This window comes from Stenotrophomonas sp. 22385, from assembly GCF_052045085.1.
GTDB lineage: Bacteria > Pseudomonadota > Gammaproteobacteria > Xanthomonadales > Xanthomonadaceae > Stenotrophomonas.
Window position 1 is genome coordinate 292,062 of the sequence record NZ_JBQEOG010000006.1, and the last position, 11,239, is coordinate 303,300.

The following is an 11,239-nucleotide window of genomic DNA, read 5'->3' on the forward strand; positions in this document are numbered from 1 at the left end:
ATTAAGAGTCAACTGCTCTACCAACTGAGCTAACAGCCCTGAAAATCCAGGCACATAGTGTAGCGTTTGCGCCTTTTTTTGCAACCCCGGTTCACTTCCGGTGAAACGGGTCCTTCAAATCAGTGGGGTGGCTGAGGGGATTCGAACCCCCGACCACCGGAATCACAATCCGGTACTCTAACCAACTGAGCTACAGCCACCACTGAAACCTGTTTATTCGTTTGAAACCTGTACCACACCCTGCGCTTGCACCTATGGTGCGCCCGACAGGAATCGAACCTGTAACCGCCGGCTTAGAAGGCCGGTGCTCTATCCAGTTGAGCTACGGGCGCCCGGACCGGATTGTCGCATTCCCATCCCGTTTTGAGCAGCGGGATGTGGTCGGGGTAGAGGGATTCGAACCCCCGACATCCTGCTCCCAAAGCAGGCGCGCTACCAGACTGCGCTATACCCCGGTGGTGTGATCCCTCGAGGTTCCCCCCGAAAGAGTCGGCTATTGTGGGAATCGGCGAGGCATCTGTCAACGCTTTTCACAAGGTTTTTCACATTCGTGATCGGGCGCTATGCTTTCTTCAGCGGCCGGATGGCCCTACCCCTACCCTTCAAGGAGATTGGCAATGCGCAGCGGCAACCCTGCACTTTCAGAGTCGACGTTCCTCGACCTGGCCAGCGGTTCGGTGGTGACCTCACCCGACCAGGTGATGACCATCAATGGCACGGTCAACAAGACCGGCGTCCTGCTGTTGCTGACCGTACTCACCGCTGCTTTCGCCTGGAGCCAGGCCGTCGGCGCCGACGGGCAGATCGCACCCGGCGCGATGATCTACGCCATCGGCGGCGCCATCGGCGGGCTGGTCCTGGCCCTGGTGACGGTGTTCAAGAAGGAATGGTCGCCGGTCACCGCGCCGATGTACGCGCTGGTGGAGGGATTCTTCCTGGGGGCGATCTCGGCGGTGTTCGAGGCCCGCTTCCCGGGCATCGTGTTCCAGGCGGTGCTGCTCACCTTCGGCACCCTGTTCGCCCTGCTGGCGGCCTACCGCAGCGGCCTGATCAAGGTCACCGAGAACTTCAAGCTGGGCGTGGTCGCGGCCACCGGCGGCATCGCGCTGCTGTACCTGGCTTCGTTCGTGCTGAGCTTCTTCAACATCAACGTGCCGGTGATCCATGAAGCCAGCTGGCTGGGCATCGCCTTCAGCCTGTTCGTGGTGGTGGTGGCCGCGCTGAACCTGGTGCTGGACTTCGACTTCATCGAGAACGGCGCCGCCGCGCGCGCACCGAAGTACATGGAGTGGTACGGCGCGTTCGGCCTGATGGTCACCCTGGTGTGGCTGTACGTGGAGTTCCTGCGGCTGCTGTCGAAATTGCAGCAACGTTGATTCAACGTTGCGGTACAAAAAAGGGCACCCCATGGGTGCCCTTTTTCATTGCCGGTTCGCGGGGCCGTTCGCGGGGCCGTTACAGGCGGCTGGCGATGGCCTGGGCGAAGCCCATGGTGGTGCCGGTGCCGCCGAGGTCGCCGGTCAGCGAGTCCTTGGCTTCCAGCGTGGCCACGATGGCCTTGCGCAGGCGCTCGGCGTTCTCGGTCTGGCCGACGTGGTCCAGCATCTGCGCAGCCGCCAGCAGCAGCGCGCACGGATTGGCCTTGCCCTGGCCGGCGATGTCCGGCGCGGTGCCGTGCACGGCTTCGAAGATCGCCGCGTTCTCACCGATGTTGGCACCCGGGGCCAGGCCCAGGCCGCCGACGAGGCCGGCGCACAGGTCGGAGATGATGTCGCCGAACAGGTTGGTGGTGACGATGACGTCGAACTGTTCCGGACGCATCACCAGCTGCATGCAGCAGTTGTCGACGATCATTTCCTGGAACTCGATGTCCGGGTACTTGGCGGCCACTTCGCGCGCCACGGCCAGGAACAGGCCCGAGGTCGACTTGATGATGTTGGCCTTGTGCACCGCGGTGACCTTCTTGCGGCCGGTGCTGCGGGCCAGCTCGAAGGCGTAGCGCACGATGCGCTCGGAGCCCTTGCGGGTGATGCGGGTACCGGAGAACGCGGTTTCGCCGTCGGCCGACACTTCCTGCCCTTCAGCCAGGTAGGCGCCTTCGGTGTTCTCGCGCACGGTGATCAGGTCGACGCCGTCGCCAAAACGCGACTTGGTGTTCGGGAACGACACCGCCGGACGCACGTTGGCGTACAGGTCGAAGTGACGACGCAGGCTGACATTGATCGAGGTGAAGCCACCACCGACGGGCGTGGTCAGCGGGCTCTTCAGGGCGATCCTGTTGCGTGCGATCGACTCCAGGGTGGAAGCCGGCATCAGGTCGCCGTGCTTCTCCAGTGCGACCAGGCCAGCGTCGGCATCTTCGTATTCAAAACCGGTGTCCAGCTTGCCGAGCACGAACAGGGTAGCGTCCATGATCTCCGGGCCGATGCCGTCACCGCGGATGACCGTGATTTTCTGCGTCATTTGATCTGTTTCCGAACCGAGGGGGAGCGCCGTCAAGCAGGTGCGGAAAGCACCGGCGCAAGGGAAGTTTCACCCGCAATTATGCCTTACCGGGCGGGGGGACCCCAAATCAGCCATTGGTCCAATGGCCCGGTAGCGCCCGACCGTTGGTCGGGCGGCCTCCCTCCTTAATGCTCGTGAACGGCCGGGGCGGCGGCGCCGCCTTCCAGCTGGTCCAGGAAATCCACCGCACGGCGCAGGTGCGGGATGACGATGGAGCCGCCCACCACCAGGCCGACCGAGAAGGTCTCGAAGAACTCCTCGCGGGTCACCCCGGCCTCCTTGCACTGGGCCACGTGGTAGCTGATGCAGTCGTCGCAGCGCAGCACCATCGAGGCGACCAGGCCCAGCAGCTCCTTGGTCTTCACGTCCAGCGCGCCGGCCTGGTAGGTCTGGGTGTCGAGCGCGAAGAAGCGCCGCACCACCTGGTTGGGTTCGCCCAGGATGCGCTGGTTCATGCGCTGGCGGAACTCGGTGAATTCGGCGATCCGGTCCTTGCTGCCGTCGTCCGCAGCGCTCATGCGCCTTCCCCGTTCAGCAGCGGCTCAAGCTTTCCTTCCCGATGCAGGGCGATCATGTCGTCGTACCCACCCACATGGACGTCGCCGACGAAGATCTGCGGCACGCTGGTGCGCTTGGTCTTGGCCATCATCGCCTGGCGCTCTTCCGGGTCCAGGTCGATGCGGACTTCGGTCCAGGTCTCGCCCTTGCTCTTCAGGAAGTTCTTGGCGGCCACGCAGTACGGACACACGGCGGTCGAATAGATGGTGATGGGCGGCTTCCCGCCCGGGTTGGAGGCAACATCTTGGCTCACGGGAAACTCCACAGCGGATCGAGTGTCTGTATATGGTAGCCCTGCGCTGGATTTTCCATGTCATCACCGCAACACTGCGGATCACCCGCAGCCCAAGGAGTACCTGTTTGCGACCTTTGCTGCTCTCTGCTGCGTTGACCCTGGTCCTGGCAGCGCCCTTGGCGTCGGCCCAGGACAGCAAGCTGCCGGACATCGGTTCATCGGCAGGCGAACTGCTGACCCCGGCCCGCCAGGCCGAGTACGGCGGCATGATGCTGCGCGAGCTGCGCAACTACGGCTTCCTGCTGGATGACCCGCTGGTGGACGACTGGCTGCAGACCATGGGCGCGCGGCTGGGTTCCAACAGCGCCCAGCCGCGCCAGTCCTATACGTTCTTCATGCTCCGGGACCGGCAGATCAACGCTTTTGCCACCCTGGGCGGCTATGTGGGGGTCAACGCCGGGCTGGTACTGACCGCCGAGCGCGAAGACGAGGTGGCGGCGGTGCTGTCCCACGAAATCGCCCACGTCACCCAGCAGCATGTGCTGCGCGGGGTGGAACGGGCCCAGCGCGACCAGATCCCGATCCTGCTGGGCATGCTGGCGGCGGTGGTGGCCGCGCAGCAGGCCGGCGGCAACTCCTCCGGCGACGCGACGATGGCCGCGATCACCTCCGGCATGGGACTGATGCAGCAGCGCCAGATCAACTACACCCGCAGCAACGAGTCGGAGGCCGACCGCCTGGGCATCCGCACCCTGGCCCGCAGTGGCTACGACGTGGATGCGATGGCCGGCTTCTTCGAACGCATGTCCGCCTCCATGCGCGGCAATGCCGGCGGCTACTCGGTACCGGATTTCCTGCAGACCCACCCGGTCAACACCACCCGCATCAGCGAAGCCAAGGCGCGCGCCGAGCAGATGAAAAAGGACACGGTGCTGCTCACCACCGAGGTACCCGGCGGGGTCCGCCAGGAACGGGTGGACCCGGCCGACCCGGCCCAGTCCGACCCGTTGGTCCGCCGCAACAACCCGCTGTTGCCGGCGTCGATGCAGATTTCGGTGAATTCGCTCAGCCGGGGCGGCACCGGCCAGTTCGAGTGGGCGCGCGAACGCCTGCGCGTGCTCAGCGCCGATACCCCGGGCGAGCTGGCCACCGAATACCAGAACCTGCAGCGCGCGCAGAAAAACGGCCTCAACGACGCCCAGCGGTATGGCCTGGCCCTGGCCCGCCTGCGTAACAGCAGCGCAGCCGAGGCCCGACGCGACCTCACCGAACTGCTCAAAGACCACCCGGACAACCTGTGGGTGGCGCTGGCGCTGGCCGAGTCCGAGTCGCGCTCGGGCCAACCGGCGCAGGCCAATGCCCGCTTCGACGCCCTGCTCCGCCAGCATCCTGGCAGCCGGCCGGTGGCGCTGACCTACGCCGAGATCCTGAATGAACAGGGCGGGCGCGAGGCGGGCCAGCGCGCGCAGGCCATGTTGCGGCCGCTGCTGTCGCAAAGTGGCAATGATCCAGTGTTCCAGCAGCGCTATGCGCGGGCCAGCGAGCTGGCCGGCGACACCCTGCGCGCCAGCGAGGCCTACGCAGAGGCTGCTTTCCTGAACGGTCGGCCGGAGCAGGCGCTGATCCAGCTGCAGGCGCTCAAGAAGCAACCTGCGCTGGATTACGTGGGCCGGGCCCGGGTGGATGCGCGGATCGAGAGCATCACCCCTACCGTGCTGGAGATGCGCCGGCAGGGCATCAACGATCCGGAGCTGGAACGGCGCTGAACTGCGACCGGATGACCGTAGGATGGCAATGCCCTCCTGGCCGTCACAAACATGTCATGAAACCGTAGTCTACTGGGCTCAATCCCGATCTGATGAGCAATACGGTGGGCACGTGCAGAAACGCATCCTGATCGTCGATGACGAACCCGCGATCCGCGAAATGGTCGCCTTTGCCCTGCGCAAGGGCGATTACGACCCGATCCACGCCGGTGACGCCCGCGAAGCGCAGACGGCGATTGCCGACCGCGTGCCGGACCTGATCCTGCTGGATTGGATGCTGCCGGGCACCAGCGGGCTGGATCTGGCCCGGCGCTGGCGCAAAGAGGCCCTCACCCGCGAGGTCCCGATCATCATGCTGACCGCGCGCGGCGAAGAAAACGACCGCGTCGGCGGGCTTGAAGCCGGGGTGGATGACTATGTGGTCAAGCCGTTCTCGGCCCGCGAGCTGCTGGCCCGCATCCGTGCGGTGATGCGGCGTGCGCGCGACGACGACGAGGACGGCAGCGTGGCAGTGGGCACGATCCGCATCGACGGCGCCGCGCATCGGGTTTTCGCCGGCGACCAGCCGGTGCCGATCGGCCCCACCGAATACCGCTTGCTGCACTTCTTCATGACCCACCCCGAACGCGTGTACACCCGCGCCCAGTTGCTGGACCATGTATGGGGCGGCAGCGTATACGTGGAGGAGCGCACCATCGACGTGCACATCCGCCGCCTGCGCAAGACGCTGGAGCCGTTCGGCGCTGAAAACATGGTGCAGACCGTGCGCGGTGCCGGCTACCGGTTCTCCACCTCGACCTGATTTTTCCTGGGACCGCAATGCCGCGCCACATCCGCTCTGCCTGGTTGAAAACCCTTGCCACCCTTGCTGTGCTGCTGCTTGCAGCCGGCCTGGTGGGCCTCGCCACCGGGCATATGTGGATGTGCATCGCCCTGGCCTCCATCGGCGCGCTGGCCTGGCACTACTGGCGGCTGCGCAGGGTGCTGCGCCGGCTCACCGCGCGCCAGCGCTGGGACATGAGCGGCGGCAACGGGGTCTGGAACGAGCTGGACCGGCTGCTGTACCGCAACCAGCTGGAGATGCGCACGCGCAAGCGGCGCCTGCTGGACATGCTGCGCAGTTACCGCGCGGCGGCGGCCGCGTTGCCCGATGCCGTGGTGGTGGTGGACCGCAACAGCCAGCGCGTGCAATGGTTCAACGAATCGGCGACCACGCTGCTCGGCCTGCACCACCCCGGCGATCTGGGCGAAGCGCTGGTCGCGCGCCTGCAGCCGATGCCGCTGGCCCACTGGCTGGCCGGCGGCCGCAACGCCGAACCGATCCTGGACGTGGCTTCGCCGGTCGACCCCGCGATCCGCCTCAACCTGCGCCTGATCCCTTATTCGCCCGACTACTGGCTGCTGATCGCGCGCGATGTCAGCAAGCTGCTGCGGCTGGAACAGGTGCGCCGCGATTTCGTGGCCAATGTCTCGCATGAGCTGCGCACGCCACTGACCGTGGTGCACGGTTACCTGGACATGATGGAACCGGAGGATTTCCCCGGCACCGGGCCGATGCTGGAAGAAATGCGCAAGCAGTCCCAGCGCATGGCCCAGCTGGTCGAAGACCTGCTGACCCTGTCGCGGCTGGAATCGCAGGAACACACCGAAGAAGAAGCCGTGGCGATGGCGCCGATGCTGGCCACGCTGCGTCGGGAAGCCGAGGCGCACAGCCAGGGCCGCCACCAGATCAGCGTGATCGACAGTGCCGGGGTGGACCTGCAGGGCTCCAACAAGGAACTGCACAGCGCCTTCTCCAACCTGGTCACCAACGCGGTGCGCTATACCCCGGCCGGCGGCCGGGTCGAGGTGGAGCTGGCCCGCGAAGGACAGGGCGTGGTGCTGGCGGTACGCGATACCGGTTATGGTATTCCCGCCACCCACCTGCCACGCCTGACCGAACGCTTCTACCGCGTTTCCAGCAGCCGTTCGCGCGAAAGCGGCGGCACTGGGCTGGGCCTGTCGATCGTCAAGCACATCCTGGGCCTGCATCACGCGCGCCTGGAGATCCAGAGCGAGGTCGGCAGGGGCAGCGTGTTCTCGTGCCACTTCGATGCCGACCACGTGCGCGAGCGCACCGATGTCGCCACCCTTTCCTCTGCAGAAGACTCCTCCGCATGAGTACCCTCGTTCCCATCGCCGTGCCGGCGGACACCGATCCACTGCGCGACCCGGCCCTGTACATCAACCGCGAGCTGTCGCAGCTGGATTTCAACTTCCGCGTGCTGGCCCAGGCGATGGACCCGCAGGTGCCGGTGCTGGAGCGGCTGCGCTTCATGTGCATCTCCTGCACCAACCTGGACGAGTTCTTCGAGATCCGCGCCGCCGCGGTCCGCCACGCGCAGGAATTCGGCCTGCCGCCGGCGCCGGACGGCATGACGCCGCAGACGATCCTCAATGCCATCCACGACCGCGCCGCGGAGCTGGTGGACCAGCAGTACCGCTGCTGGAACGAGACGCTGCGCCCGGCGTTGCACGAGGCCGGCATCGACGTGCTGGGCCGGCACTCCTGGAACCACCGCCAGAAACGCTGGCTGCGTGCCTACTTCCGCAACGAGATCATGCCGGTGCTGTCGCCGCTGGGCCTGGATCCGTCGCACCCGTTCCCGAAGATCCTCAACAAATCGCTGAACATCGTGGTGGTGCTCAAGGGCACCGACGCGTTCGGCCGCGCCGGCCACCTGGCCATCGTGCGCGCGCCGCGTTCGCTGCCGCGCATCATCCAGCTGCCGCAGACCCTGGGCGGGGCGCAGACGTTCGTGTTCCTGTCCTCGGTGCTTTCCACGTTCGTCGGTGAACTGTTCCCGGGCATGGAAGTCCAAGGCGCCTACCAGTTCCGGGTGACCCGCAATTCCGAGCTGGTGGTGGACGAGGAAGAAGTGGAGAACCTGGCGCTGGCGCTGCGCGACGAGCTGGTCGACCGCGGCTACCGGCCGGCGGTGCGGCTGGAGATCGCCCAGGACTGCCCGCGCGACATCGTGCGGACCCTGCTGCAGAACTTCGGCCTGACCGAGAACGCGGTGTACCGCATCGACGGCCCGGTCAACCTCAACCGCGTCATCCAGCTGTACGACCTGTTGGCCCGGCCGGAACTGAAATACCCGCCGATGAGCCCGCGCACGCTGCGTGACAGCGACGGCATCTTCGAAGTGGTGGCACGCAAGGACGTGCTGCTGCACCACCCCTTCGACGCCTTCACCGCCGTGCTGGACCTGATCAAGCAGGCCGCGGTGGACCCGAACGTGCTGGCGATCAAGCAGACCCTGTACCGCACCGGCAAGGATTCGCTGATCGTCGATGCGCTGATCCAGGCCGCGCGCAACGGCAAGGACGTCACCGTGGTGGTCGAGCTGCGTGCACGCTTCGATGAGGAAGCCAACCTGGGCCTGGCCGACCGCCTGCAGGAAGCGGGGGTGCAGGTGGTGTACGGCGTGGTGGGCTACAAGACCCACGCCAAGATGCTGCTGATCGTGCGCCGCGAGGGCCGCAAGCTGCGCCGTTACGTGCACCTGGGCACCGGCAACTACCACAGCGGCACCGCGCGGGCGTACACCGACCTGAGCCTGATCACCGCCGATGCCGACATCGGCAACGACGTGCACCTGCTGTTCCAGCAGCTGTCCGGGCTGGCCCCGCGCACGCGCCTGAAGCGCCTGCTGCAGTCGCCGTTCACCCTGCACGACGGGCTGCTGCAGCGTATCGAACGCGAGATGCACCTGGCCCGCGATGGCCGCCCGGGGCGGATCATCGCCAAGATGAACGCCCTCAACGAACCACAGGTGGTGCGCGCGCTGTATGCCGCGTCGCAGGCCGGCGTACAGATCGACCTGATCGTGCGCGGGGCGTGCACGTTGCGCCCGGGAGTGCCGGGGATCTCGGACAACATCCGGGTGCGCTCGATCGTCGGCCGCTTCCTGGAACACAGCCGCGTCTACTGGTTCGGCAACGACGGCGCGTCCGAGCTGTACTGCGCCAGCGCCGACTGGCTGGAGCGCAACCTGCTGCGCCGGGTGGAGACCTGCTTCCCGATCCTGGACCCGGAGCTGGCCCGCAAGGTCTACCGCGACGTGCTGCAGAACTACCTGGACGACAACCTCAACGCCTGGGAACTGCACGCCGACGGTGAGTACCGCAAATGCAGCCCCGGCCCCGACCAGGCCCCGCACTCGGCGCAGATGGCGTTGATGCAGGGCCTGTAGGGCGCTGCATCAACGCCATCGGTAGATTCCTTGCGTGCCCAACAACGGTGGGCACCTACCGCCCTGCACCGGTCGCATCATGTGAAGGTCGCGCGGTGACGTGCGCGGCCCTGCTTCGGCTACCATTCGCCCATGCCGCATACCTCAACGACTCCGCCCGCCCTGCAGGATGGCGACCTGCTCGCCGCCGTCGACCTCGGTTCGAACAGTTTCCACATGGTCATCGCGCGCTACACGCTCGGGCAGCTGCGCGTGGTCGACCGGTTGCGCGAGACAGTGCGCATGGCCGATGGCCTGGATGGCAAGGGCGGCCTCTCGGCGGACGCGCGCCAGCGCGCGCTGGAATGCCTGGCCCGGTTCGGCCAGCGCATCCGTGGCATTCCTTCGGTGCGCGTGCGCGCGTTGGCCACCAACACCGTGCGCCAGCTGCGCTCGCCGCAGGCGTTCCTGATGCCGGCCGAAACCGCGCTGGGGCATGCCATCGAAGTGGTCAGCGGGCGCGAAGAGGCCCGCCTGATCTACCTGGGCGTGGCCCATGCGCAGCCGCCCAAGCCGGACCAGCGCCGGCTGGTGATCGACATCGGCGGCGGCTCCACCGAATTCATCATCGGCCAGGGCATGCAGACCCTGGAGCGCGAAAGCCTGCAGGCCGGCTGCATCGCCAGCACCCGGCGCTTCTTCCCGGGCGGCAAGCTGAGCAAGCGGCGCTGGAAGGATGCACTGACCGAGATCGGCGCCGAGTTCCAGCAGTTCGCCACCAAGTACCGCTCGCTGGGCTGGCACGAAGCGCTGGGCTCGTCGGGCACCCACAAGGCGATCAGCGAAATCTGCGCCACCATGAAGCTGAGCAAGGGCGCGATCACCGCCGAAGCGCTGCCGCAGCTGCGCGATGAACTGCTCAAGGCCAAGCGGATCGAAGACATCAACCTGCCGGGGCTGTCGCCGGACCGCCGCCCGATCATCGCCGGTGGCATCCTGGTGCTGGAAGCAGCGTTCCAGGCGCTGGGCCTGCAGAAGCTGCTGGTCAGCAAGGCGGCGATGCGCGAAGGCATCCTGTACGACATCCTCGGCCGCGCCAGCGAGAACGACCTGCGCGACGAATCCGTGGATGCGCTGACCCTGCGTTACGGCATCGATACCGTCCAGGCCGAGCGCGTGCAGCGCACCGCGCTGGACCTGTTCGCCCAGGTCGAAGGCAGCTGGAAACTGGACCCGGACGACGCACGCATGCTCGGCTGGGCAGCGCGCCTGCATGAGCTGGGCCTGATGATCGCCCACAGCGGCTACCACGTGCATGGCAGCTACGTGCTGGAGAACTCGGACATCGCCGGCTTCTCGCGCCAGGAACAGCAGCTGTTGGCCGCGCTGGTGCGCAGCCACCGCCGCAATGTCTCCAAATCCGCGTTCGATGCCCTGCCCGAACGCCTGCTGTTGCCGGCCCGGCGCATGACCGCCCTGCTCCGGCTGGCGGTGCTGCTCAACCGTGCCCATGAAGACACCCCCGTGCCGGCGCTGGAGCTCAGCGCCGACGACAGCCGGATGTCGCTGATCCTGCCGCAAGCCTACATCGACGCCCGCCCGCTGCTGCGCGCCGACCTGATCGGCGAAACCGACGGCATGGCCGGGCTCGGCGTCCAGTTCCGCCCGTTCGTGGCCTGAGCCGCGTCCGCAGCACCCGCCTCTTTGCCGCGAAACACACTGCGCGCCATCCGTGATGGTGTGCGCAGATCCACGTGCTGCGTCGCACCATCCTGATACATTGCGACATATCAGGATACATGGGACCAGTTCAGCAAAAATTCACAATTCCTTGATTCATAGGGATATTTGTCTCCTTTGTTACGAGAGGATGAATTTTTTTTGCCAAAACTCTTTACACAGGCTTAACGACTGGGACTAAGATCGAATCACCCGCCCATTTGGGTGGGGTTTTCGAG

9 protein-coding genes and 3 tRNA genes are annotated in these 11,239 nt (G+C 66.2%); 6 read left to right on the plus strand and 6 right to left on the minus strand.

Features of this window, described 5'->3' with window-relative positions; all coding sequences use genetic code 11:
* Positions 1-123: 123 nt before the first annotated feature.
* The 3 genes from ACTJI4_RS12970 to ACTJI4_RS12980 all read right to left on the minus strand — a co-directional run bounded on the left by ACTJI4_RS12970 (position 124) and on the right by ACTJI4_RS12980 (position 455).
* Positions 124-200: transfer RNA gene (locus ACTJI4_RS12970), tRNA-His, on the minus strand.
* 55 nt (positions 201-255) lie between these two features.
* A tRNA-Arg gene (locus ACTJI4_RS12975) sits at positions 256-332 on the minus strand.
* 46 nt (positions 333-378) lie between these two features.
* Positions 379-455: transfer RNA gene (locus ACTJI4_RS12980), tRNA-Pro, on the minus strand.
* A gap of 162 nt (positions 456-617) precedes the next feature.
* Here ACTJI4_RS12980 and ACTJI4_RS12985 point away from each other — a divergent pair.
* Positions 618-1,376 carry a Bax inhibitor-1/YccA family protein gene (locus ACTJI4_RS12985; RefSeq protein ID WP_392914964.1) on the plus strand — a complete coding sequence of 253 codons (759 nt, stop codon included), beginning with the start codon at positions 618-620 and terminating at the stop codon, positions 1,374-1,376.
* A 79-nt stretch (positions 1,377-1,455) separates the two neighbouring features.
* On the opposite strand, the gene ACTJI4_RS12990 is transcribed toward ACTJI4_RS12985, so the two are convergent.
* The 3 genes from ACTJI4_RS12990 to grxC all read right to left on the minus strand — a co-directional run bounded on the left by ACTJI4_RS12990 (position 1,456) and on the right by grxC (position 3,316).
* A complete protein-coding gene (locus ACTJI4_RS12990) occupies positions 1,456-2,463 on the minus strand; it encodes an isocitrate dehydrogenase (RefSeq protein ID WP_440869553.1) in 1,008 nt (335 codons plus the stop codon).
* A 167-nt stretch (positions 2,464-2,630) separates the two neighbouring features.
* A complete protein-coding gene (locus ACTJI4_RS12995) occupies positions 2,631-3,023 on the minus strand; it encodes a carboxymuconolactone decarboxylase family protein (RefSeq protein ID WP_392914960.1) in 393 nt (130 codons plus the stop codon).
* Complete coding sequence (gene grxC / locus ACTJI4_RS13000) at positions 3,020-3,316, minus strand: glutaredoxin 3 (protein ID WP_392914958.1); 297 nt, start codon at positions 3,314-3,316, stop codon at positions 3,020-3,022. The genes ACTJI4_RS12995 and grxC overlap by 4 nt, the downstream gene beginning before the upstream one ends.
* A gap of 107 nt (positions 3,317-3,423) precedes the next feature.
* On the opposite strand from grxC, the gene ACTJI4_RS13005 reads away from it, so the two are divergent.
* The 5 genes from ACTJI4_RS13005 (at position 3,424) to ppx (ending at position 10,961) form a co-directional block, all read left to right on the plus strand.
* On the plus strand, positions 3,424-5,064 hold the full coding sequence (locus tag ACTJI4_RS13005; protein ID WP_392914955.1) for a M48 family metalloprotease: 1,641 nt from the start codon (positions 3,424-3,426) through the stop codon (positions 5,062-5,064).
* A gap of 112 nt (positions 5,065-5,176) precedes the next feature.
* Entirely contained in the window at positions 5,177-5,866 is a 690-nt protein-coding gene (phoB, locus tag ACTJI4_RS13010; protein ID WP_019185815.1) for a phosphate regulon transcriptional regulator PhoB, read from the plus strand.
* Between the two features lie 17 nt (positions 5,867-5,883).
* On the plus strand, positions 5,884-7,224 hold the full coding sequence (phoR, locus tag ACTJI4_RS13015; protein ID WP_392914951.1) for a phosphate regulon sensor histidine kinase PhoR: 1,341 nt from the start codon (positions 5,884-5,886) through the stop codon (positions 7,222-7,224).
* Positions 7,221-9,302 (plus strand): polyphosphate kinase 1, encoded by a 2,082-nt coding sequence (ppk1, locus tag ACTJI4_RS13020; RefSeq protein ID WP_440869554.1) that lies wholly within the window; start codon positions 7,221-7,223, stop codon positions 9,300-9,302. The genes phoR and ppk1 overlap by 4 nt, the downstream gene beginning before the upstream one ends.
* Before the next feature lie 132 nt (positions 9,303-9,434).
* Positions 9,435-10,961 (plus strand): exopolyphosphatase, encoded by a 1,527-nt coding sequence (ppx, locus tag ACTJI4_RS13025; RefSeq protein ID WP_392914946.1) that lies wholly within the window; start codon positions 9,435-9,437, stop codon positions 10,959-10,961.
* Positions 10,962-11,239: the final 278 nt, after the last annotated feature.

Coding starts and splice junctions, on each gene's coding strand:
- ppk1 (WP_440869554.1), top strand. CDS start 7,221: ATGAGTACCCTCGTTCCCATCGCCGTGCCGGCGGACACCGATCCACTG.
- ACTJI4_RS12995 (WP_392914960.1), bottom strand. CDS start 3,023: ATGAGCGCTGCGGACGACGGCAGCAAGGACCGGATCGCCGAATTCACC.
- ACTJI4_RS12990 (WP_440869553.1), bottom strand. CDS start 2,463: ATGACGCAGAAAATCACGGTCATCCGCGGTGACGGCATCGGCCCGGAG.
- ppx (WP_392914946.1), top strand. CDS start 9,435: ATGCCGCATACCTCAACGACTCCGCCCGCCCTGCAGGATGGCGACCTG.
- ACTJI4_RS12985 (WP_392914964.1), top strand. CDS start 618: ATGCGCAGCGGCAACCCTGCACTTTCAGAGTCGACGTTCCTCGACCTG.
- phoR (WP_392914951.1), top strand. CDS start 5,884: ATGCCGCGCCACATCCGCTCTGCCTGGTTGAAAACCCTTGCCACCCTT.